We start from the raw sequence: 22,022 nt of genomic DNA, 5'->3' as shown, positions 1-22,022 counted from the left end.
TGCCTTCGCCCGCGCATTTTGCGACCGTATTCCCCGCATCATATTCGTTGTCTCTTCGTCTTATGTCAGCGCGTCTCGGCACAGTCCTGAAGCAGGGCCGGTGGAGTTCTGAGATTTCGCTGATAATTTCTGATTTCGAGGGAATTCACATGATTTTTGAGGATTCTGTGTGCTTTTGGCATGATGCCGCGATTCTGCGGCTTCGCTGGGAAGAGGGGGGATGAGTGCTCAGATTCGCCGGGTTCGAAATCGATCGGCAGCGTTCCGAACTGCGCGGTCCCGGCGGCCAGACGATCAAGCTGCGGCTGAAGGCGTTCGCCCTGCTATCGCTGCTCGCGGCCAACCCGAGACGAATCATCGGCAAACAAGAACTGATGGAGGCGGTGTGGCCGGGCGTCCACGTCAGCGACGATAGCCTGTTCCAGACCATCCGGGAGCTTCGCGCCGCCCTGGGCGATGACAAGCGTCAGTTGATCCGAGCCGTTTCCGGCCGAGGCTATCTGCTGGAGGCCGATGTGTCCGGTCCGCCGGACGCCGCCGACATTCCTGCAAAGCCGCTCCCGGACGCCGACGCCGTCGCCCCGGAAACCATAAGCGAACCAGCCGAAAGCCGGCCTGGGTTCAGGATGAGCCGCCGCGCCGCCCTCGTGGCCATGGGGGGCGGCGTGTCGGCTTTGGCGGCGGCCACGACCCTGCTCCCGCGTTTCTTCGCTGGCTCTCCGGCAACCATGGCCGTGATCCCCATGACAACCGTGAGCAACGACCCGGAAACCGCCCGGATGGCGAGCGGTGTAATCCGTGAACTGGCGGACGGTCTGGCGAAAATCGAGACGATCCGCGTGATGACGGCGCCGGGCGTTGTTCAAGGCGCCGATTTCGTCGTCAACGGCGATCTCGAAAAAACCGAATCGGCTTGGAATTTGCGCGCGCGCCTGACCGAATCGTCCACCGGCACGGTGAGATGGACGACGGCGCTTTCGGTCGCTCTCGCCGGCGACGACATGCAACTCCAGCAGACCCGCCTCGTAGCCGGCACGGGCTACCCGCTCGCACTGAGCATCAACGCGCTTTTGAGGTCAGGCAATCGCTCGGCCGATGGCTTGCCCTCTGGCAGCGCCAAGGCCGCTATCGACCAGGCGACGGCCGCGATCAACCGCACCACGCTGGAGCGCTATCACGCAGCGCTGGCGATGCTTGAAAATGCTCTTGCCGCCGATGCCGGCAATGTCGATCTGCAAGTTGCGCTCGCGGCATTCCAACTGCGCGGAATTCAGATGGCCTGGTTTCCTGCCGCAGAGCGCGAACCGACGGAGGTTCGGATCGGCGCGATCATGGAGCACGCGTTGCGCACGCGGCCCGACTATATTCCGGTGCTCCAGACCCAGTGCCGGTTTTTGTCGGCAACCAATAGCTTCGTCGAAAGCCTGGTGGTGTGCGACAGAGTGCTCGCTCTCGATCCATGGGACGGGATCGCACTCTATCTGATGGGGCTCGCCCAGGTCTTTCTCGGCCGTTTCAATGACGCGCTCGCGACGTTTGAGCAGGCGGACCGGTTCGATACGCCTCAGGTCGCGCGCTGGACCTGGGCGATCGGGGTGGGTTGGACCTGTCTGCTCTTGGACCGTCCTGCGGATGCATTGCCCTGGCTGCAACGGTCGATCGCGATCACCCCGGCGAGCGGACGCACTCATATGCTGCTGGCCGCGGCTTATCAGCAATTGGGTCAGACCGCCGAGGCGCGTGCAGCCATGGCAAAGGCGCTGGAACTGAGGCCGGGCTCGACGGCGCGTACCGCGCCGCCTCCCACCAAGAATACCAGCCCGGTTTATCTCAAGGCCACCGATCGACTGATAAGCCTTATGGTCGCCGCCGGGCTACCCGAGAACTGACGCCTCGCAAGAGTGGCGCCGATCGAGTGGCGCTGCAAATCCGAGTGTTTTAATGCGTTTGTCGCTCACTCCGCAGCGAACGCCTTGTCAACCGGCGTCCAAATCTGCCCCCTCATCGGCGTCCAATTTTGCCCCCTTTGCACGGCGTGGTTTGCTGGTAGCGCTCGTCTCGTCGGAGCTGGCCGGGAGAGCGGAGGCGAGACGAGCGCGGGTGATGTGATCGTCGTCTCGGCTGTTGAATCGCCAACTGTCGTTTCCGGTCTCGACGATGTCGCAGTGGTGGGTCAGCCGGTCGAGCAGCGCGGTGGTCATCTTGGCATCGCCGAACACGCTCGGCCATTCGCCGAAGGCGAGATTGGTGGTGACGATGACGGAGGCGCGCTCATATAGCCGGCTGATGAGATGGAAGAGAAGCTGGCCACCCGACTGGGCAAAGGGAAGATATCCAGGTTCGTCCAGGACGATAAAGTCCATCCGGGTGAGATGCTCAGCAAGCCGGCCCTGCCGTCCGTTGCGGGTCTCGGTCTCGAGGCGGTTGATGAGGTCGACCACATTGTAGAAGCGGCCACGGGCGCCGGATCGGATGCAACTTCTGGCGATTGCGATGGCCAGATGGGTCTTGCCCGTGCCAGTACCGCCAACGAGCACGACGTTGCGCTGCTGAGCGATGAAGCCGCCGCTAGCAAGGTCGTTGACGAGCGTCTGGTTGATCGGTGTGCCAGTCGAACTGGAAGTCGGCGATATCCTTGGCGAGCGGCAACTTTGCAATGGTGAGCTGGTACTTGATCGACCGGGCCTGCTTCTCGTTGATCTCGGCGTTGAGCAGGTCACCGACGATGCGCTGAGGTTCATGCTGTCGCTTGATGGCGGTTGCCATGATCTCGTCGAAGGCGGCCTTCATGCCGTAGAGCTTGAGCTCGCCCATGAGGTCGAAGATTTGAGTTCGTTCCATCAGTTGGTCTTCCGGAGGTTGTCGTAACGGGCACAATCGGCGATCGGCGCATGGCGGAGCGTTAGCGCAGCCGGCGTCATGATGTTTGCCGGTGGAGCGGGTTCGCGTTGCCTGGCCAGGATGTTGAGCACGACGTCGTCAGAGTGGACGCCGTGGCCGAGTGCTTCGGCACAGGCGGCTTCCACCGCCGGCAGACCGTCGGTCAGCACCGCGTTGAGGATGTCGACCATCTGCCGACTGCCATCGTCGATGCTGGCAAGCCGGCGCCGAATCCGCCCGGCGATGCCGGGCGCATTTTGTCGCCAGTTGCATGAAATCCGCGTCTGGTGCCGGTCTCACCAGCCCAGTTCACGCAAGTAGGCCGCGCGGGCGGCGATACCGGTGTGGGTGAAGTCCGTGAAGACGCCATCCACGCCGAGACGGAAGAACTTCAGGTACTCGAGGCTCGGATCGTTGCGATAGTCGGCCGCCAGGTACTTCTTCTCGTTCCGGAACGTGAAGACGTGGACGAACAGGCCGAGCTTGTGCGCGTCGGCGATGACGCTGGTGGCGTCCTGCGTCGATGCGTCTGCCGTCGAGCCCTTGTAGGGCGTGCCGTCGGCATTGCTGTCCTTCCACGGCGAGATCTTGTACGGCACGATATAGGCCTTCCACGGGCCGATGCCGTCGGCATAGGTCTTGATCTCGGCGAGGCCTTCCGGCGTCAGCATCGCATCGAAGGTGCGGCTGTCCCCGGCAACCGTCCAGTCATAGGGACGGGAATTGGCGATGTTGTTGAGCAGCACCTTGCCGGTCTTGAAGTCGACGCCGTTGCCGTCGATCAGCTGGACCTGCCGCGTTTCCAGTCCGTGGCTGCGCATGTATTTCAGGCTGCCGGGCTCGAAGCTCTGCACGATGATCGGCGCGTCCTTCGCATTGAGGCCGTTCTCCTTGATGATCTTGATCAGGGCATCCTCGAGCGGATGGCTGCCGGGCGCGCCGCAGCCGTTGGCGATCGCCTGCGCGTTGTTCCAGGTCGGATTCTTGGTTTCCGGATAGACCGAGATCGTGCGCCCCGTCGCCTTGCTCTTGGCCCTGGCGATGTCGATGATGTCCTGGAAGCTGATGATCGGGAATTTGCCGTTGAACAGCTTCGGCCGTTCGTTGGCCGCATCATAGGTGGTGCCGGCGATCCACTGCCTCAGCTCGGCCATGGTGAAATCGGTGATCGACCAATCGTTGGTGTGATCGTCGCCGTCGACGATCAGCGCCTTCAGCACCGACTTCGGATCGGCCGGATCGACGAGGTCGCTCGGATACTCAGCCGGCCCGCTGGTCGGCGTTTGCGCCCATTTCACCTTGACGGGCACGCCCGGCGTCGTGCGCTTGCGCTTGGCGACCTCCGCGTTGGTCTTTGCCACTTCGGCAACGTTGGTGTTGTCGCCGAGCCATGGATTGTGGCGTGCCACCAGCACGCAATCCTTGGTCAGGTGCAGGTCCTCTTCGAGCGAGTCCGTGCCGAGGTCGGCGGCCAGCTCATACGAGGCCTCGGTCTCCTCCGGCACCAGGCCCGGCACGCCGCGATGTCCGATGACGAGCGGCAGCTTTCCGTCGACGGTCAGGAAGGGCTTTGCGCCTGATGGTGCCGGGCCGGTCTGCGCCGACGCCATCGACGGCAGCAGGACGGCCGCACCGAGCAGCATCGCTGCAAAATGTAGTTTCCGTCCCGAACGAATGTGCTTCACGGCCAAGTCTCCATCTCTTGTGCGGCATCGGGGCGATGCCGCAACGGCCGAGCCGAACCGGGCCGACGCGGCTATCTTCTTGTCTCAATCTTCTGACAGTCCGATGACTGTTGGGCAGGCGCGGGCGGACAACGGGCCGGCGTCCCGCGTATCAGCGTTCGATCCGGACGCTCATGCCGGGTTCGAGACCTTCTGCGGCGCCGGCGGGGTCGAGGCGCAGCCGCAGCGTGTTGCGGTCGTGATCGCCGATCACGCGCTCGGCCTGCCAGGTGGCGAACACGCCGAGCGGCCGCAACTCGGTGACGAGGGCCTTGGTCGCGCCGCCGCCGGCATTGCGGTTGACGTTCACGGTGCTTCCGATCGCAAGACCGTCGAGATGGTCCTCGCGCACGTTGAACGAGAGCCATTGCCCGCCGGCCGCCGCGACCGCCATGATCGGCTGACCCGCACGCACGTTCTCGCCCAGTTCCGCAGCGATCACGCTGACCACGCCATCGACCGGCGCGCGCAGCACCATCTTGTCGAGCCGGCGTTCGAGCACCGCGACGGCGGCCGCAGCGGCCTGCACCTGCGCGTCGGCGATGGCGCGCTCCTCCTTGGTCGGCCCCGCCACCGCGGCATCGTAATTCGCCTGCGCCGCCGCCACGCCAGCGCGCGCCGCGGCGACGTCATTCTCGGCCTGGTCGAGCGCCTGCTGGGTTTCGAAATTCTGGCCTGCCAGCGTGTTGATCCGCTTGAACTGGGTCTCGACATAGTCGAGGCGCGAGTTGGCCTTGGAGATCGCCGCTTTCAGCGAATCGACCTGCTCGCGGCGGACGCCGGCATAGACATTGTTGCGGCTTGCGACCGCGGCGGCGAGCGCTGCCCGCGCCTGATCCGCCTGCGCGGTTAGCTCGACGGCGGAGAGCCTGGCAAGGACGTCGCCGGCGTGCACCTGCGCGCCTTTCTCGACCGCGATCGACACCAGCTGGCCGTTCACCTCCGGCTCGATCCTGACCTCGGTCGAGCGGACCACGCCGACGATCGCGGGCGTCGGCGTCGCGCGGCTTGCATAGATCAGCGTGCCTGCGACGAGCGCAAGGGGGATCGCGATGACGGCGACGCGCCTAGCGTTGGGCATCTTGCTGTCCTCTCTTGAACACCAGCGCGGAGATCACGGCGAGCGCGAAATAGCCCACGGCGAGGCACCACAGCCTGAGCCAGTCATGCGAGACCTCCCAGATGCTGGCGCCGAGTTGGTTGATGCGCACGAGGCCATCGATCGCGGAGTCGGCCGGGAACAGCCGGCCGAGCGCGGTGGCCGCAGCGGGGATCGCCTCGCGCGGCCATGCGAAGCCGGCGGTGAAGAATTGCGGCAGGCTGGTCGCCAGCAGCAGGATGGTGGCGTTCTCCGGCCGCGTGAACCAGGCGCCGATCGCCTGTCCCAGGAAGCTCGTCGCCAGCAGGAACACGCTCGCCAGCGCGAAGATCTGCGGCAGATGCCCGAGCGTCGAGAAACCATAGATCCGCGGCAGCACGATCAGATAGAGCGCGAGCGCCGGCAGATAGATCGTCAGGTGGGCCACGCCGCGCCCGAACACGCCCGCGACCGTGTTGCGGGAATTCGCCAGCGCCGTGCCGGTCAGCATCGCCGCGCCGATCAGCAGCGTCTGTTGCAGGATCAGGATGAACGCCGCCGGCACGATATAGCTCGCATAGCCGCCGACCGGGTTGAAGATCGGTTGCAGCAGGACGTTGGCCGGGCTGAGGCTCGCCAGCTTGGCCTTGACAAGGCTGCCGTCGGCGCGGGCGCCGCGCGACACCAATTCGGATGTCAGCGTGCCGATCGCGGTGGCGACGGCGCCAGCGGTCGAGCGGAAGATGAACAGATAGGTGGCGTCGGCGTAGACCGGGATATGCGCCGTGATGCCCTTCAGCACGTCGCGCTCGGTGCCGGGCGGGATCTGCACCGCGGCAAACGCTTCGCCGCGATCGATCGCGCTCCGCGCCTCCGCCAGCGTGCGTGCGCGAACCGTCACGCTCAATGTCCCGCTGGCATCCAGCGTCTCGACGACCTGGCGGGAGAGATCGCTGAGATCATTGTCGACGACCGCGATCGGGAGCTTGCGCAGGATCTGGTTCAGATAAGGTTGCGGGTAGTAGATGCCGTAGATCAGCGGAGCCAGGAACAGCAAGGTGAACGCACTGCGCGTTCCGAGCACGCGCCGCCACTCCCCCAGGAAGGCGCCGCCGATGCCGGGCGGCGTCGGGCCGCGCTCCGGCGCTTCGGCAGGCTGAGCCATTTCGAAGAAGCCCTTGCGCGTCAGGCTCGCCATGCGCAGCCATGCAAGACCGGCAAACAGCAGTGTGAGCCCGGCGAGCGCAGCGAAGGGAAATGCGGATTCCGAGACTGGTAACCCGCGCGCTGCCTGTCCCATCAGCACCGCCATGTACCAGCGCAGCGGCAGTATCGCGCTCCAGACCTGCGCAAACGTGTTCATGCCGATGGTCGGAAAGCCGACGCCCGCATAGCCGAAGGCGGGGGAGGCGACCAGGCCGGCGAGTCCCAGCCCCGTCGCGAGGTCGCCGACCGCGAGCTGCAACAGCGCACCGATCGACAGATAGGCGATGATGAGCAGCGAGCCGGCGGCGATCATCAGCAGGATGTCGCCCTTGAACGGGATCTGCAGTGCGCCCTCCAGCACGAGGGTCACCGCCAGCATGATCACGACGAAGATGCAGAACAGCGGCGCCAGCTTGCCGGCCAGCGCTGCGACCGGATCGCCGCCTGCGCTTGCGAGCCACTCCCGCCCGTTGCGGCGGCGGAATTCGGAGCCGACCGAGTAGCCGGCGGCGAGCGTGATCACAACATGGATGATGGTCGGCAGCAGCGCGCGCAGCAGGAACTGGGCGTAGTTCTTCTGCGGATTGACCAGCGCGATGGTCTCTGCTGATAGCGTGCCGATCGACGCCGGCGCTGGGGCGGCGCGGCTGGCCGGCGCTGCCGCGTTCGCCGCGGCGGACAGGGCATCGTTGAGGCCCGACGAGGCGATGCCGGCCGCGGTCAGGAATTGCTGGTTGTAGAAGCCGACCACCTGCGGACGGCGATCGGCCTTCAGGTCGCGTTCAAAGTTCGGCGGGATGAAGATCGCCGAGATCGCCTTACCGGAACGGATGTCCTGCACGGCGGTGGCGAGCGAGCCGGAATCGTCGACGATTTTCAGGCTCGGAGACGCCGCCACGTGTTGCGTCAGCGCGCGCGAGGTATCCGACTTGTCGGTGTCGACGATCGTGACGCCGAGGCCGCGGATGACCGGCTGGCTGAACACGGTCGTGAGCACCGCGAAGGCAAACAGCGGCACGCCGAAGATCAGCAGCAGTGCGACGCGGTCGTGCAACAGCCACCGGCACTCGCGCTGTGCGACCCGCCAGAATCCGGGCTTCGACGCCAGCGTCATTGGCGCGACCGCCAGTCGAGATAGGCGCTCATGCCGGGCCGCAACTCGGGCACCGGCTGCACCGGATAGGCGCGGATCGAGAATGTCCGCAAGTCGAAATCGCCGGTGGCGCGGGTGGCGCGCCAACTCGCATATTCGCCCTTGGTCGCGATCAGCTTGACCTCGACCGTGACATGGCGGTCATCGAGCGCCGGAATGCGGACGTCGAACTTGTCGCCGACCTTCAGCCCCTTGACCAGATCTTCGCGCAGATCGAAGTGGATCCACAGATCGGCCAGGTTGATCAGCGTCACCAGCGGCACGCCCGGGGAGACGAACTCGCCCGGCTCGACGTTGCGCTGATAGACTTGCGCTGCAACCGGCGCGTAGACTGCGAGCTGGTCGATGACCGATTGGACGCTCTGGATATCAGCTTCAGCCTTCTCGACGTTTGCCTTCGCGATCGCGCGTTCTTCCTTGGTGTAGCCGTTGACCGCCTGCTCATAGGCTGATTTCGCCTGATCGAGCCCGCGCTCGGCTTCGTGCAATGCGTCGGTGGTCTGGTCGAGGCGAGCCTGCGGCGCGTTGCCTTGCTCGGTCAGCGTCTTGGCGCGATCGTAGGTCTTCTGGGCCAGCACCTGCGCGGCCTCGGCGCGCTCCATCTCGGCCTTGCGAGCGGCGATGGTCTCGACCCGCGTGCCGACCAGCACATTGGCGAGCTGCGCATCGGCGACGGCCTTTGCCGCTCGCATCTGGTCCTGCTTGGCAAGCGTTTCCGGGTTGTCGATCTGCACCAGCACGGCACCCGCGGTCACGTTCTGTCCGCGTTCGACCGGGATGTTCTTGACGCGACCGTCGACGCGCGCGGCGATGTCGAGCCGCGTCGCATCGACCTCGCCCTGCACCAGCAGCGGCTCGGGCCGCAGCAGATAATAGGCAGACAGCGCGACGATGACGGCGGCAACGACGCCGACGATGATCGCCGGCATGCGCGTTGAGGCGTGCACATTCTCCTGGGGCGTTGCTTGTGGCGGCTGCGGCGTGCTTTGGCTCTCGCTACCAGAAGGTGACACGTCCATAGCTGACCCCACATTGGCTCATGACCAGGATAGTCATTCACTATGGCGCGGATGTTAAATCCTGCCAACCTCGGCCGCTTGTCCGATCTTGCTCGAATCTGTCCGGTTCAACTGCGCGCGCATTCGCTGCTGCCATCACGTTTCAATGTTCCAGAGCGATTGCGATCACTGCCGGTTGATGCGACGTCGGCGCGAGCGGTGCGATGCGAACAAACCGGCCTTGCCGGCCGCGCATGGCCGCGCCGATCACACGGATAGTTGAAGCCCTGGCACCCGAATAAATCGCATCCGATTAAATCGGGATACTTGAAGGCTGGCCGCGCCATCCCTTTATCAAGCGCGAGCGAATTAATCGTGTACGATGTAAATCAGGAGCGTTACCATGACCACCAGGATTTCCTATCTCGCCGGGACGTTGAAAACCATCGCGCTGGCTGCGGCGCTGTCGGCCATCGCGGCGACGGCGGCCTCTGCCCAGGCCGCGATCTCCGAGCCAGCCGCCTTCCAGGCGCTCTATCCGTATCGGGACGTGCTCAACAACGGTGCGCCGACGCCTGCCGCCAAGCTCGTGCTCGAGCCGCCGGCGGTGCTGCAGAGGCTCCAGGCGCTGGAAAGCGGTATCGGCGTCGTTGAGGCGCCGCGCCGCATTTCGCATCGTGCCCGGCGCTGAGGCTCTCGAATCTGTGATTGAATGATGATTGTCATCCTATTGATCGCAAGCTTGCGCCGACTACGTCGAAATACAGGACTTTCCCTTATGACGGAGACGTTCCATGACCAAGCAGATCGACGACCTCTCGAGGTTCTATCGCTTTGAACTCGTGCACGGCGACCATGCCGACTTCATTGCCTATCAACGCAATCTGGGCGATGGCGTCTGGCAGACCTATTCGACCTGGATGATTCCAGGTGCGAATGGCGAATAGCGCGGGCTGACGGCCCGAAATGAAAAACGCGCCCGGTATGGCCGGGCGCGTTTTCATTGGCTCTTGGCGGGCGCGCATTGCAGCGGACCCGGCCGCTTGCCGCGGCGTGCGTCAGTTCGACTTCACCAGCGGGCAGCCGCCCTTGTCGAGCGGGCGGAACGCTTCGTCGCCGGGCACGGTGGCGATCAGCTTGTAGAGGTCCCACTCGTTCTTGGATTCCTCGGGCTTCTTGGTCTCGAACAGGTACATGTCGTGCACCATGCGGCCGTCGATGCGGATATGGCCGTTCTTGGCGAAGAAGTCGTTGATCGGCGTTTTGCGCATCTGCTCCATCACCTTCGGCGCCTCGTCGGTGCCGACGGCCTCGATCGCCTTCAGGTAATGCATGGTCGCCGAGTAGAGGCCGGCCTGGATCATGGTCGGCATGTGGCCGACCTTCTCATTGAAGCGCTTCGAGAAGGCGCGGGTCTCGTCGTTCATGTCCCAGTAGAAGGCGTCGGTGACGATCAGGCCCTGCGTCGCCTTCAGGCCGAGTGCGTGGGTATCGGTGATCTCCATCAGCAGCGCGATCAGCTTCTGGCCGCCCTGGGCCAGGCCGAACTCTGCGGCCTGCTTCAACGCGGTGGTGGTGTCGCCGCCGGCATTGGCCAGCGCCACGACCTTGGCCTTGGAGGCCTGCGCCTGCAGCAGGAAGGACGAGAAGTCCGACGAGTTGAGCGGATGGCGCACGTCGCCGAGCACCTTGCCGCCGGTCTCCTTGACGACGTTGGCAGCGTCGCGCTGCAGCGCCATGCCGAAAGCGTAGTCGGCGGTGACGAAGAACCAGGTGTCCTCGCCGCGCTTGACCATCGCCTTGCCGGCGACGTTCGACAGCGCGTAGGTGTCGTAGGTCCAGTGCACGGTGTTGGGCGAGCAGGCGGTGCCGGTGATGTCGGATGAGCCGCCGCCGGAGTTGATGTGGATCTTGTTCTTCTCGCGCGTCAGCGCCGAGATCGGCAGCGCGACCGATGAGGTCGGCACGTCGAGGATCGCATCGACCTTGTCGTTGTCGTACCAGTTGCGCGCGATGCTGACGCCGACGTCGGGCTTGTTCTGATGATCGGCCACGACGACCTGGATCGGCTTGCCCTTCACCTTGCCGCCGTAGTCGGCGACCGCCATCTCGACGGCGGCGACCGAGCCCTTGCCGGTGGCGTCCGCATAGAGGCTCGACATGTCGGTGAGCACGCCGAGCTTGACGACGTCGTCGGAGATCTGGGCGTTGGCCGCGGTGCCGGAGGCCGCAAGCGCGAGGCTGGCCGCCGCTGCGGCCAAGAGCGATTTCATCGTGTTTCTCTCCCTGGTTTTTCGTCGAAGATTGCTTCCACGGGCACCTTCTATCCGGTGCGGCAACCTGTCGCAAAGGCGACTTTTTGGGCATGCGGCGGGGGAGCGAGGCACGGCGGGCGCCATTCACCTCTCCCCGCAAAGAGCGGGGAGAGGGAGAGCCAAGTTACAGCGCCGGTAGCGCGGTGACGGCGGCCTTGATGGTGCCGTCGGTTTCCACGACCACGCGGAGCGTTTTCGAATCGAAAGCGATGCTGGCGAGGCGGATGCTGGTGACGTCGGCATCGACCCGGATGCCTTCCTCGTTCTTCTGCAGGTCGGCGATGGCGGCGGCGATCTTGCGCTGCGCGTTGCTCGCGAACGGCTTGAGGTCGACCACCATCCGGTCGGCGAGCGCCTGCTGCAGATGCGGGATCGCGGCGCGCGCGGCGGCGCCGAGCAGGCCGAACGCAGCCTCGGACTCGACCGCCAGCTCGACGTCGGCGAGCCGCAGCGTCTGCGCCGCCTGGTCGAGCCGCGGCCGGCCCCAGATGTGCACGGTCGCCTCGGCGCCGAGGCCGAAGAAGCTCTTCTTCTCCTTGGCGTGCACCAGCAGCGAGATCAGAAGCCGGTCGCCGGAGGCGGCGATGCTCGCGCTCTTGACGGTGACGTCGACCGGGCCGGAGCCGTCCTCGGGGAAAGTCTTGCCTTTCAGCTGCGCCTCGACGAGCTGCGTCAGCGTCGTGAAGGACATGTCGACCGGCAGGCCGATCGCGACCTGGCTCGACATCGGCGGCACGATGGAGAGCTTGTCGGGGAACGGGCAGTTCGGGGTCGTCTGTGCCTCGGTGATCCGCGTCTCGGCCTCGATTCCCATGGTCAGGATCACCGACGACGCATCGACCTTGGGCTGGGCCGCGATCGCGCGGGTCGGCCGCAGCTCGAGCCACATCGGCGGCATCGACGAGGTGCCGCCGGTGCCCTGCAGCGGGATCGACCGGCAGGCTTTGGCCCATTGCGCGCGGGCGCTGTTCTGGAACACCGGGTCGTTGCGCAACCGTGCCTCCACCACGGAAATCTGGTCGGCGACCGCCTTGTCGATCACCGGCTTGACCTGGGCCGGCACGCTGATGCGGACGCCGGCGGCCGACAGGCTGGTGTCGCCGAGATTGACCTGCGCCTGCAGGTTCGGCTCGATCCGCCAGGACGCGCCGAGCTTCGGCCGCGCAGTCAGCGTGACGCTGCCCTTGATGTCGGCGTTGGCGTTGACGTTCTTGATGTTCACGGAGCCGATCTGCCTGGCGACATTGCCGCCGAGCAGGCTGCCGAGCGCGTTGGTGACGGCACCGGTCGCCTTGTCCGATAGCGAGCCGGTGACCTTGAGCGTGCCGTTGATCGGGGTCGTCAGCGTCAGCACGTCCTGCGCGCCGGTGGCCGCGATCGGCCCGCGCGACGCGGTCCAGCCGATGTCGGCATTTTGCAGGATTTGCTGGACCGGGTTGTCGGCCTTGCCGCCGAAGGTCTTGGGCGCGCCGCGTTCGGCGGCATCGCGGATCGCCGACAGCGCGACCGAGACCTGCGCCACGACCGTCGAGGAGCGCGGCGACGGCGGCAGCGGCGGCAATTGTACCAGTGGCGGCGTCTGCACGGTGACGCTCGGCGCGAGCCAGTCCATGGCTTTGAGGCTGATCGCGAACGAGACGAGGACCACGGTGAGCCCGAGCGCGATCGTCCTTGGATGCATCGGTAGACGCATCGTCCCCCCGGATGAAAATCAACTTGACGGGTTGTACAGGCCCCCCGACGAGGGCGCCAGTGTGGCGGGATCACGCTGCTTCGGGGGCGGGGGCCGGCGGCCCGCCCGGGATCACTCAGACGTTAACGATCTGGTCGTTAACGAATATGAACGCGACAACGGCCCCGGCAAGATGCCGGAGCCGTCGTCGATGTCTGGAAATGTCCGGCTAAAGCGCGGCGCGACGGTCGGTCATCGGCAGCACGATCACCTTGGTGCCGACGCTGACCCGCGAATAGAGGTCGGTGACGTCCTCATTGGTGAGGCGCAGGCAACCGGAGGAGACATGGGTACCTATCGTCTCCGGCGCGTTGGTGCCGTGGATGCGATACACGGTACCGCCGAGATACATGGCGCGGGCGCCGAGCGGGTTGCCGGGGCCGCCAGCCATGTGACGCGGCAGATAGGGCTGGCGCGCGATCATTTCCGGCGGCGGGGTCCAATCCGGCCACTCTGCCTTCTTGGTGATGGTCTGGGTGCCCGACCAGGTGAAGCCGTCGCGGCCGACGCCGATGCCGTAGCGCATCGCCTGACCGCCTCCGAGCACCAGATAGAGATAGGTGTGCGGGGTGTCTATGATCACGGTGCCGGGCGCCTCGCGGGTCGGATAGGCGACGACCTGGCGGCGCAAGCGCGCGGGCAATTCAACCGAACGGTCTTCCTCCTGCGCCTGCGGCATCGACTGCACCGGGGGCTGCACGGCCGCGGTCGGCGGCGTCAGGATGAAGGGGAACATCGGCAGCGGAGCGGCCGCGGCGGAGTTCGAGAAGGCAACGGCGCCAATCGCCAGCGCGCCGAAGGCGGCGGCAGCCAGACGCGTATTTAGCATGATGGAATTGAACATTGTCGACCCCTGTTGTTTGCGCCCTGCGCGCCAGTTCGGCGCATCGTTGAGGAAACCAATACAGGGGAGGCGTTTCAGGACGTTTGCACGAAATCGCCAAAATGGTTTCGTGGCATTAGGGTTTTGTTTCGTTCGTGTTTCGTCGCAGGGTTAAGGGCGGGTTGCCGGCAAGCGGGCGACCTCAGAGGTGGATGTATCCGGCCAGTCCGTCCCACAGCAGCTTGGCCGCGGTAATGACGAGAATGGCGTAGCAGAGGCGGTACAGCGCCCGCTGGTCGAGCCGTTCGTGCAGCCGCCAACCGGCCCAGACGCCGACCGGCACGGCCGGCACGCAAAGCGCCATCAGCATCCACAGGCTTCGCGACGGCGTGGCGAGCACGAGCCACGGACCGGCCTTCAGGAGGTTGCCGACCGTGAAGAACAGGCTGGTGGTGCCGGCGTAGAGCGCCTTCGACATGCCGAGCGGCAGCAGATAGATCGCAAGCGGCGGCCCGCCCGAATGCGCCACCATCGTCGTGACACCGGAAGACAGGCCGGCGACCGCGGCCTTGAAGGTCGAGCGCGGACGCGGCTTGATCTCGCCGCCGCCGATGAACCACAGCGCGGCGAACACCAGCGTCACGACGCCCATCACGATCTCGACGGCATGGCGGTCGAGATCGCGCAGCACGAAATAGCCGAGGCCGATGCCGACCACGAGCGCGGGCAGCAGCATCGCGAGGTCGACCCGCGACCACGTATTGGGGCGCCAGAATCGCAGCGCCGTGATGTCCATGATGACGAACAGCGGCGCGAGCAGCGCGCCGGCCGCGATCGGATCCATCGCCAGCGAGAGCAGCGGGATGCCGACGATGGCAAAGCCGCCGCCGAACGCGCCCTTCATGAAGGCGATCAGGAAGACGCCGGCGAGCGCCACCGCGAGCACGAAAGGCGCAGGCAGGTCTGTGATGATGGACGTGATCATGGTGTGGTGCGGAGCGTTGTGGTCGTGCTCATACATGGCCACGCGCGCATGCATGTGCAATCCAAATATTGCTCTCGGTGCACATTGCTCTCGGTGCAATCGGCGTCTGTGCGCTAGCCGGTGCGCATCCGCGGCAGGCCCGGCCTGTCGCCGTTGAGCGCGGCTCGGCGGTCGGCGACGGCGTGATGGAATTGCTCCAGCGTCAGCCCGATCACCGACAAGTCGCCTTCATCGATCGCGCCGTCGTCGTAGCAATCGAGCGCCTCGCGCAGCAGCGCGTCAGCATCGCTCTGCATCGCCGCGAGCTGCTCCGCGGTCTCGGCGCCGCGCACCCGCGCGATCAGCGTCAGCAGATTGTCGCGGTGGGTGATGTATTGCTCACGCTCGTCGCGCTTCATGTAGTGGCGCAGCCAGGCGCCGGCCGAACCGAGGCCGGAGAGCAGCAGGATGCCGCCCCAGATATAGTCGGAGTATTTTTCCAGGAAGGTGCGCTCGGTGCCGTCGATATAGGCGGCAGCGCCCTGATGCGCCGGCAATGCGGCGTCCTTGTCGGTATCCGGCTTCTCGATCTTGGCTGCCGCCGGCAGGTCGCGCGCGACCTGGAGGCGCTGCGTAAACAGCTGCCGGTCCAGCGCGCCGACGGTTGCCTCGTGCAGGCTGTGCTGCGCGATGATCAGGTGGTTGACGCTGACGGTCTCGACCTTGTCTTCGGGACGGGCCGGCGACGAAGAGAAGATGCTGCCGGCGATCTCCTCCGATTCGTAGAGCGGATGCTTCTGCGCGATTGCTTCGGAGACCTCGATGGGAATGAATTTCGGCTCGCCGCGCGCGGCCGCCGTCGCCGCGATCGCTTCCGCCGTCACCTTGCTGTCGAGCGGGCCGACCGTCATGTAGGCGTCGAGCGACGGATCGCGCGCGAGGTCCGCGATCTTGTTGACGGCGAACTGGCTGACCGCGACCTTGTCGGGGTTGACGCCGGACTCGGTCAGGATCACGCGCAGCAGCGTGACATTGGCCTGAGTGCTGCCGACCACGCCGACCTTGTGCCCGGCAAGGTCGTCGATGCTCTTGATCTTGGCGGACCGCCGCTTGCCTTTGCCGCCCGAGGGCGCCCAGAGCACCACGACATTCTTGCGCAGGACCGCGACCGACTCGGCGCTCGCTGGCAGATTGAGGTCGCCGCGCACCACCGCGAGATCGACCTTGTTGGCAGTGAACAGCGCGATGCTTTCGGCGGCGCCCTGGGTCGGGACCGGCTTCAATCGCACCGGGCTTCCGCTGTGCGCGAAGGCCTGGGCGAAGCCCTGGACGAGCTTGACGTCCTCACTGCCGGTCGGGCCGACCGCGATCAACAGCGTCACCGGACGTAGCGCGTAGAGCAGCGCGCCCGCGGCGCCGCCGAACACAAGGATGCCGATCGCCAGGATCAGGAGCGACGAGTTTCGTCGTTTGAGCCTGCGGCGCGTGGTGCCGGGATTTTCACTCTGCTCTGACATCTGATTGTCACGTTACACGAAAAACCGGCCGTTTGCCCCGAAAAACAACCTAACATTTCGATGACGTCATACGTTTGAAACATCCATGTCAGAACGTCGTGCGAGCAGAATCAAGATTAACGGTTTGGATCTCCTGCAATGCGCATACTCGTTGCGACCGATGCCTGGCATCCGCAAGTCAACGGCGTGGTCCGGACGCTGACGTCGCTGGCGCGCAGCGCAGCGACGCTGGGCGCCGAGATCGAATTCCTGACGCCCGACGGTTTCCGTTCGGTCGGCGTGCCGACCTATCCGGGGCTTCGGGTGGCGCTGCCGAACCGGCGCGAGATCGCGCGCCGGATCGAGGAGGCCGCGCCCGAGGCGATCCACATCGCGACCGAAGGGCCCATCGGCTGGGCGGTGCGCGGCTATTGCCAGCGCAACAAGCTCGCCTTCACCACGTCCTATACAACGCGCTTCCCCGAATATGTTTCGGTGCGCACCGGAATTCCCGACAGCGTCGGCTACGCCGTGCTGCGGCACTTCCATGCCGCAGGCTCCATGACGATGGTTGCGACCGACTCGCTGCGGACCGAGCTTGCCGAGCGCGGCTTCCGCAGGCTCGGCTCTTGGACCCGCGGCGTCGACACCAAGATCTTCAATCCGGATCAGCCGGCCGTGCTCGATCTGCCGCGGCCGATCTTCATGACCATGGGCCGTGTCGCGGTGGAGAAGAACCTCGACGCCTTCCTGTCGCTGGAGCTGCCGGGCTCCAAGGTCGTGGTCGGCGACGGCCCGCAACGGGCGGCGCTGGAACAGAAATATCCCGACGCGATTTTCCTCGGCGAGAAGAAGGGCCAGGATTTGACCTCGCACCTCGCTGCCGCCGACGTCTTCGTGTTCCCGAGCCTGACCGACACGTTCGGCGTCGTGCAGCTCGAGGCGCTGGCCTGCGGCACGCCGGTCGCGGCGTTCCCTGTGACCGGCCCGAAGGACGTCATATCGGACCATCCGATCGGCGCGATCGACCATGATTTGCGCAGCGCCTGCCTGCGCGCGCTGAACATGTCGCGCGCGGACTGCCGCAATTTTGCGTTGGAGCGTTCCTGGGAAAACAGTGCGCGTCAGTTCATCGGCAATCTTGCCACGCTGCAGCCGAGCCGCGCGCCGCGGCCCGCCCGCCGCGTCGCCGGCCGCAGTGCGGTTCCGAATTAACAGCTCAATCGAACGAAAGACGAGAGACTCTCTATGGCTGAAATTATCAAGCTGGGCGCCGACCGTTCCATGGACTTCGACCGCGAGACGGTCGAGCAGGCCTACGACCGCTGGGCGCCGATCTACGACCTCGTGTTTGGCGGCGTGTTCAGCAAGGGCCGGCAGGCTGCGATCCAGGCTACCAACAAGATCGGCGGCCGCGTGCTCGAGGTCGGTGTCGGCACCGGCATCTCGCTGCCGCTCTACGGCCAAAACGTCCGCATCTTCGGCACCGACATCTCCGAGGCGATGCTGGAGAAGGCCAAGAAGCGCGTCGCCGAGCAGGGCCTGAAGAATGTCGAGGGCCTGGCGGTGATGGATGCCGAGAAGCTCGAATTTCCCGACAATTCGTTCGATGTCGTGATGGCGCAGTACGTGCTGTCGGCGGTGCCGAATCCGGAAGCCGCGATGGACGAGTTCGCGCGCGTGGTGAAGCCTGGCGGCGAATTGATCATCCTGACCCGCGTCAGCGCCGATGCCGGCGTCCGCCGCTTCATCGAGCAGACACTGCAGCCGGTGGTGCGCCCGCTCGGGTTCCGGACCGCCGAATTCGCCTGGTCGCGCTACACCAAGTGGCTGGCCGGCGCGCGCGGCATGGAGCTCGCGGAGCGCCGCCTGATCCCGCCGCTCGGCCATTTCTCGCTGGTCCGCTTCCGCAAGGCGGACGTCGCCAAGGCGGCCTGAGGCCAGGCAGCTCCTTCCGGGTGAGGTCGCGCACAGCGCGGGTCCGAACCGGGAGGCTACGATACCCTCCGCCTCATCCGCGCAAATCGCCGGGATGAGGCGAGACCTTCTCCAGTCGCGTCAAGGTGTCGCTCCGCATTGTCATATGTCATTATGATGATGTCACACGCGGTACATCGAAGCCCTGTAAATCCTGTCCCGAAAGATGTTGGGGGAACCAATGATCAAGAATTTTCTGCAAGAGCTGCGTACCCAGCGCTGGGATGACCATCGCTTCTACCATCACAGCCGGATCAACCAGAGCCTGCACTTCGTCAGCGCGCTGAGCTTCCTGTTCGCCTATGTGATGCTGTTCTTCGATCCGGTCGTGTCGGCGCTGGTCGGCTGGCTGGTCTCGATGACCTCGCGCCAGGCCGGTCACTTCTTCTTCGAGCCGAAGGGGTATGACCACGTCAACCAGGCGACCCACGAGCACAAGGAAGACATCAAGGTCGGCTACAATTTGCAGCGCAAGGTCGTGCTGATGGCGATCTGGGCGCTGTCGCCGATGGTGCTGTATTTCGATCCGACGCTGTTCGGCCTGTTCAAGCCCTGGGTCACGATGGGCGACTTCACCCGTCAGGTCGCCAAGATCTGGCTTGCGGTCGGCGTCGGCGGCCTGCTGTTCCGCACCATCCACCTGTTCTTCATCCGCGACGTCGAGACCGGCCTCGTCTGGATGACCAAGATCGTCACCGATCCGTTCCACGACCTGAAGCTCTATCACAAGGCGCCGTTGTTCCTGATGAAGGGCGAGCTGATCGATCCGGGTCTCGAGAAGCACGTCAGGCACGCCTGATCGTTGCTCCCAGCGTCTTCAAACTGCGTGATGCCCGGGCTCGTCCCGGGCATCACCGTTCTTAGGGCCATGCAAGAAGACGGCTTCGCCTTGAATCTTCTCGACCACGCGCTGACTTCACCTCGCCCCGCTTGCGGGGAGAGGTCGGATTGCATCGTAGATGCAATCCGGGTGAGGGGGACTCTCCGCGAGTCCGTCTATCGGTGCTCTCGTCGAGAGTCCCACTCACCCCGACTCTCTCCCCGCAAGCGGGGCGAGGGAGCAAACGGACGGCGCCAGCCGTCAGCGCCCGAACTTCACGGCGACCATCTCCTTCAGGATCTGTCGCTTGATGTTCTTGTTGGTGAGGCCTTCCTTGTGCCACCACCAGCCGTCGCGCTTCATCTTTTCGGCGGCGGCGACGAAACGATCGCTGACCTCGGCGAAGTCGGCGTCGGTGTAATTCAGGGTGAAGATCAGGCGGCCGGTGCCGACCCAGCTCAGCGCCAGGCCTTCGGCCCGCAGGTAATATTGCAGCATCCAGTTGTAGCGGGACGGCTCGGTGTAATAGACGGTCCAGATCGACGAGATGTTGCCGACGCGAACCGGAAGGCCCGCGGCCGTGAGGCGGTCGTTGAGCGCCTTGGCGCGTCCGTTCCAGGTCTCGTCCAGCCCGTTATAGATCGAGCGGAAGTTCGGGCTGGCCAGCCGGCTCAGGAACTCGTCCATCGACGTCATGACGTAGGGGTGCGAGTTGAAGGTGCCGCGCGCAAAGCAGATGTCGGCGGGACGATCGTCGCGGAAGCGCCGCATCAGATCCTTGCGGCCGCACACCACACCGACCGGCAGGCCGCCGGCGAGGCTCTTGCCGTAGGTCACCATGTCGGCCTTGACGCCGAAATATTCCTGGGCGCCGCCGGCCGCGAGGCGGAAGCCGACGAACACCTCGTCGAAGATCAGGACGATGCCGCGCTCGGTGCAGACCTCGCGCAGCTTCTTCAGCCATTCGGTGTAGGCGGCGCGGTCGTATTTCGAGCTGCGCGACGAATCGACCAGCGCGGAATCGCCGGGCGCGTTGGAGTTCGGATGCAGCGCCTGCAGCGGATTGACCAGCACGCAGGCGATGTCCTTGCGGGTGCGCAGCACATGCAGTGTCTTCTCGGACATGTCGGCGAGCGTGTAGGTCTCGTGCGGCGACACCGGATTGCCGACGCCGGGCTGCACCTCGCCCCACCAGCCGTGATAGCTGCCGGCGAAGCGCACCAGGTGCGTGCGCTTGGTGTGGTAGCGCGCGAGCCGCACCGCCTGCATCACGGCTTCGGTGCCGGACATGTGGAACGAAACCTCGTCGAGGCCGGAGAGCTCGCAGAGCCGCTTGACGTTGTCCGCGATGATCGGGTGGTAGGGGCCGAGCACGGGGCCGAGCGCTTGCGCCCGCTTCTCACCCTCGGCGATGCACTCCTTGTAGAAGTCGTTGCCGAAGATGTTGACGCCGTAGGAGCCGGTCAGGTCGTAGGCCACATTGCCGTCAAGGTCGGTGACGGTGACGCCGCTGGAGGCCTGCACGAATGCCGAGGTGTTCAGATGCTCGCGCACCAGGCGGCTGTACTGGAACGGCACGCGGTAGGATTCGGTGAACTGCAGGTCGGAGATGCGCTCCGTCACCTCGGCGGTGAGCGCGCGGCCCTTGGGGTAGCGATCCCCGTAGAGGCCGGCGAGGCGGAAGAAGCCGTCCTGGCGCTGCATCGCGATGTTCTTCGGCGCGCCGTCGGAGCAGAAGAACTCGTCGATGTCGAATTCGTAGTGCGGCACCATGCGCGCGACCATCTTGGACATCTTGGAATGTCCGGTCAGCGAGCGGTGCTTGGCGCGCGACAGCGCGATGCGGGCCTGGATCTTGGGGAAGGCTGCGGCGGCGCCGGCAAGGGCGGCGGCGGACAGCGAGAGAATCGGAAGGGATGTTTCCATGACAGAAGCGCTAGCCTCGGCACCTAACAAATTCATGACAGTCAAGGGCCTGATCTCGGCATTCACCCAGCAGGAGGACCTCAATTTCCTGCTAACCAACCGGATTCCGCGGGCGGCGCTGACCCGCTTCATGGGCTGGTTCTCCAAGGTCGAGAATCCCTTGGTGCGCGATGCCTCGATCGCCTGCTGGAAGCTGTTCTCCGACCTCGATCTGTCGGAAGCGAAGAAGACCGAGTTCAAGAGCCTGCACGATTGCTTCACCCGCGAGCTCAAGCCCGGCCTGCGCCCGGCGGTGGCCGATCCTGCCATCATCGCGAGCCCGTCGGATGCCATCATCGGTGCGCATGGCCGGATCGAGGACACTCAATTGTTCCAGGTCAAGGGAGCGCCCTATTCGCTGCTCGATCTGCTCGGCGATCCCGCGCTGGTGGAGCAGCACAAGAACGGCCGCTTCGTCACGCTGCGGCTGACCTCGAGCATGTATCACCGCTTCCACGCACCGTATGATCTTGCCATCGACAAGGTGACGTTCATCCATGGCGACGTCTGGAACGTCAATCCGATCGCGCTGAAGCGGGTCGAGCGGCTGTTCTGCAAGAACGAGCGCGCGGTGCTGCGCGCAAAACTGCCGACCGGCGAGGCGCTGACCCTGGTTCCGGTCGCCGCGATCCTGGTGGCAAGCCTTCGCCTGCATTTCCTCGATGTCACGCTGAACGCGCAGTCGCGGGGGCCGGTGGATTTCACCTGCGACGCGCATGTGAAGAAAGGCGATGAACTCGGCTGGTTCGAGCACGGCTCGACCATCATCGTGCTCGCGCCCGGCAATTTCGAGTTCTGCGACAATGTCGTTGAGGGAACGCGGATCAAATGCGGCGAACCGCTGCTGCGAAAGCCTGTGATTTGATCGGGTTTTTCCCTCGCGTGTCATTG

Annotated in this window: 17 protein-coding genes and 2 pseudogenes; 7 read left to right on the top strand and 12 right to left on the bottom strand. The window is 65.1% G+C overall.

Going from position 1 to position 22,022, the window contains the following annotated elements; translation table 11 throughout:
* Positions 1-224 precede the first annotated feature (224 nt).
* Positions 225-1,889, top strand: a complete 1,665-nt coding sequence (locus JQ507_24870; GenBank protein ID QRI68146.1) for a winged helix-turn-helix domain-containing protein — start codon at positions 225-227, stop codon at positions 1,887-1,889.
* 87 nt (positions 1,890-1,976) lie between these two features.
* Here JQ507_24870 and istB read toward each other — a convergent pair.
* From istB to JQ507_24840, 6 genes and pseudogenes are all read right to left on the bottom strand, one after another.
* Positions 1,977-2,841 (bottom strand): annotated as a pseudogene (gene istB, locus JQ507_24865) (IS21-like element helper ATPase IstB).
* Positions 2,841-3,116 (bottom strand): annotated as a pseudogene (locus tag JQ507_24860) (IS21 family transposase). The pseudogenes istB and JQ507_24860 overlap by 1 nt, the downstream one beginning before the upstream one ends.
* Before the next feature lie 60 nt (positions 3,117-3,176).
* A complete protein-coding gene (locus JQ507_24855; protein QRI73502.1) occupies positions 3,177-4,523 on the bottom strand; it encodes a glycerophosphodiester phosphodiesterase in 1,347 nt (448 codons plus the stop codon).
* A 193-nt stretch (positions 4,524-4,716) separates the two neighbouring features.
* Positions 4,717-5,685 (bottom strand): HlyD family efflux transporter periplasmic adaptor subunit, encoded by a 969-nt coding sequence (locus JQ507_24850; protein QRI68145.1) that lies wholly within the window; start codon positions 5,683-5,685, stop codon positions 4,717-4,719.
* On the bottom strand, positions 5,672-8,002 hold the full coding sequence (locus tag JQ507_24845; GenBank protein ID QRI68144.1) for an ABC transporter permease: 2,331 nt from the start codon (positions 8,000-8,002) through the stop codon (positions 5,672-5,674). The genes JQ507_24850 and JQ507_24845 overlap by 14 nt, the downstream gene beginning before the upstream one ends.
* Positions 7,999-9,060 carry an HlyD family secretion protein gene (locus JQ507_24840; protein ID QRI68143.1) on the bottom strand — a complete coding sequence of 354 codons (1,062 nt, stop codon included), beginning with the start codon at positions 9,058-9,060 and terminating at the stop codon, positions 7,999-8,001. The genes JQ507_24845 and JQ507_24840 overlap by 4 nt, the downstream gene beginning before the upstream one ends.
* Positions 9,061-9,442: 382 nt before the next feature.
* Between JQ507_24840 and JQ507_24835 the strand changes: the two genes are divergently transcribed.
* Entirely contained in the window at positions 9,443-9,730 is a 288-nt protein-coding gene (locus JQ507_24835; protein ID QRI68142.1) for a hypothetical protein, read from the top strand.
* 103 nt (positions 9,731-9,833) lie between these two features.
* On the top strand, positions 9,834-9,986 hold the full coding sequence (locus JQ507_24830) for a hypothetical protein (protein ID QRI68141.1): 153 nt from the start codon (positions 9,834-9,836) through the stop codon (positions 9,984-9,986).
* 111 nt (positions 9,987-10,097) lie between these two features.
* Here JQ507_24830 and JQ507_24825 read toward each other — a convergent pair whose 3' ends face one another.
* The 5 genes from JQ507_24825 to JQ507_24805 all read right to left on the bottom strand — a co-directional run bounded on the left by JQ507_24825 (position 10,098) and on the right by JQ507_24805 (position 16,390).
* A complete protein-coding gene (locus JQ507_24825; GenBank protein QRI68140.1) occupies positions 10,098-11,312 on the bottom strand; it encodes an ABC transporter substrate-binding protein in 1,215 nt (404 codons plus the stop codon).
* Positions 11,313-11,478: 166 nt separating this feature from the next.
* Positions 11,479-13,047: a DUF4403 family protein gene (locus JQ507_24820; protein QRI68139.1), complete on the bottom strand. Its 1,569-nt coding sequence runs from the start codon at positions 13,045-13,047 to the stop codon at positions 11,479-11,481.
* Positions 13,048-13,255: 208 nt separating this feature from the next.
* On the bottom strand, positions 13,256-13,930 hold the full coding sequence (locus JQ507_24815) for a L,D-transpeptidase (protein QRI68138.1): 675 nt from the start codon (positions 13,928-13,930) through the stop codon (positions 13,256-13,258).
* A 181-nt stretch (positions 13,931-14,111) separates the two neighbouring features.
* The gene (locus tag JQ507_24810) at positions 14,112-14,894 is read right to left on the bottom strand and encodes a sulfite exporter TauE/SafE family protein (GenBank protein ID QRI73501.1); all 783 of its coding nucleotides are present in this window, start codon (positions 14,892-14,894) and stop codon (positions 14,112-14,114) included.
* Between the two features lie 113 nt (positions 14,895-15,007).
* Positions 15,008-16,390 carry an ABC transporter substrate-binding protein gene (locus tag JQ507_24805; GenBank protein ID QRI68137.1) on the bottom strand — a complete coding sequence of 461 codons (1,383 nt, stop codon included), beginning with the start codon at positions 16,388-16,390 and terminating at the stop codon, positions 15,008-15,010.
* Positions 16,391-16,528: 138 nt separating this feature from the next.
* On the opposite strand from JQ507_24805, the gene JQ507_24800 reads away from it, so the two are divergent.
* From JQ507_24800 to JQ507_24790, 3 genes are all read left to right on the top strand, one after another.
* Entirely contained in the window at positions 16,529-17,584 is a 1,056-nt protein-coding gene (locus JQ507_24800) for a glycosyltransferase family 1 protein (GenBank protein QRI68136.1), read from the top strand.
* A 33-nt stretch (positions 17,585-17,617) separates the two neighbouring features.
* Entirely contained in the window at positions 17,618-18,307 is a 690-nt protein-coding gene (locus tag JQ507_24795; GenBank protein QRI68135.1) for a methyltransferase domain-containing protein, read from the top strand.
* A 220-nt stretch (positions 18,308-18,527) separates the two neighbouring features.
* Positions 18,528-19,145 carry a hypothetical protein gene (locus JQ507_24790; protein ID QRI68134.1) on the top strand — a complete coding sequence of 206 codons (618 nt, stop codon included), beginning with the start codon at positions 18,528-18,530 and terminating at the stop codon, positions 19,143-19,145.
* A gap of 282 nt (positions 19,146-19,427) precedes the next feature.
* On the opposite strand, the gene JQ507_24785 is transcribed toward JQ507_24790, so the two are convergent.
* On the bottom strand, positions 19,428-21,092 hold the full coding sequence (locus JQ507_24785) for an aminotransferase class III-fold pyridoxal phosphate-dependent enzyme (protein ID QRI68133.1): 1,665 nt from the start codon (positions 21,090-21,092) through the stop codon (positions 19,428-19,430).
* A gap of 34 nt (positions 21,093-21,126) precedes the next feature.
* Between JQ507_24785 and psd the strand changes: the two genes are divergently transcribed.
* Positions 21,127-21,996, top strand: coding sequence for a phosphatidylserine decarboxylase (gene psd, locus JQ507_24780; protein QRI73500.1), 870 nt, complete (start codon positions 21,127-21,129; stop codon positions 21,994-21,996).
* The last annotated feature ends 26 nt before the right edge of the window (positions 21,997-22,022 follow it).

The organism is Bradyrhizobium sp. PSBB068 (assembly GCA_016839165.1).
In the GTDB taxonomy this organism is placed as follows: domain Bacteria; phylum Pseudomonadota; class Alphaproteobacteria; order Rhizobiales; family Xanthobacteraceae; genus Bradyrhizobium.
Note: the sequence above shows the minus strand (reverse complement) of the source record. Positions and strands in the feature narration are given on the sequence as shown.

Coding starts and splice junctions, on each gene's coding strand:
- JQ507_24855 (QRI73502.1), bottom strand. CDS start 4,523: ATGCTGCTCGGTGCGGCCGTCCTGCTGCCGTCGATGGCGTCGGCGCAG.
- JQ507_24850 (QRI68145.1), bottom strand. CDS start 5,685: ATGCCCAACGCTAGGCGCGTCGCCGTCATCGCGATCCCCCTTGCGCTC.
- JQ507_24845 (QRI68144.1), bottom strand. CDS start 8,002: ATGACGCTGGCGTCGAAGCCCGGATTCTGGCGGGTCGCACAGCGCGAG.
- JQ507_24840 (QRI68143.1), bottom strand. CDS start 9,060: ATGGACGTGTCACCTTCTGGTAGCGAGAGCCAAAGCACGCCGCAGCCG.
- JQ507_24835 (QRI68142.1), top strand. CDS start 9,443: ATGACCACCAGGATTTCCTATCTCGCCGGGACGTTGAAAACCATCGCG.
- JQ507_24830 (QRI68141.1), top strand. CDS start 9,834: ATGACCAAGCAGATCGACGACCTCTCGAGGTTCTATCGCTTTGAACTC.
- JQ507_24825 (QRI68140.1), bottom strand. CDS start 11,312: ATGAAATCGCTCTTGGCCGCAGCGGCGGCCAGCCTCGCGCTTGCGGCC.
- JQ507_24820 (QRI68139.1), bottom strand. CDS start 13,047: ATGCGTCTACCGATGCATCCAAGGACGATCGCGCTCGGGCTCACCGTG.
- JQ507_24815 (QRI68138.1), bottom strand. CDS start 13,930: ATGTTCAATTCCATCATGCTAAATACGCGTCTGGCTGCCGCCGCCTTC.
- JQ507_24810 (QRI73501.1), bottom strand. CDS start 14,894: ATGATCACGTCCATCATCACAGACCTGCCTGCGCCTTTCGTGCTCGCG.
- JQ507_24805 (QRI68137.1), bottom strand. CDS start 16,390: ATGTCAGAGCAGAGTGAAAATCCCGGCACCACGCGCCGCAGGCTCAAA.
- JQ507_24800 (QRI68136.1), top strand. CDS start 16,529: ATGCGCATACTCGTTGCGACCGATGCCTGGCATCCGCAAGTCAACGGC.
- JQ507_24795 (QRI68135.1), top strand. CDS start 17,618: ATGGCTGAAATTATCAAGCTGGGCGCCGACCGTTCCATGGACTTCGAC.
- JQ507_24790 (QRI68134.1), top strand. CDS start 18,528: ATGATCAAGAATTTTCTGCAAGAGCTGCGTACCCAGCGCTGGGATGAC.
- JQ507_24785 (QRI68133.1), bottom strand. CDS start 21,092: ATGGAAACATCCCTTCCGATTCTCTCGCTGTCCGCCGCCGCCCTTGCC.
- psd (QRI73500.1), top strand. CDS start 21,127: ATGACAGTCAAGGGCCTGATCTCGGCATTCACCCAGCAGGAGGACCTC.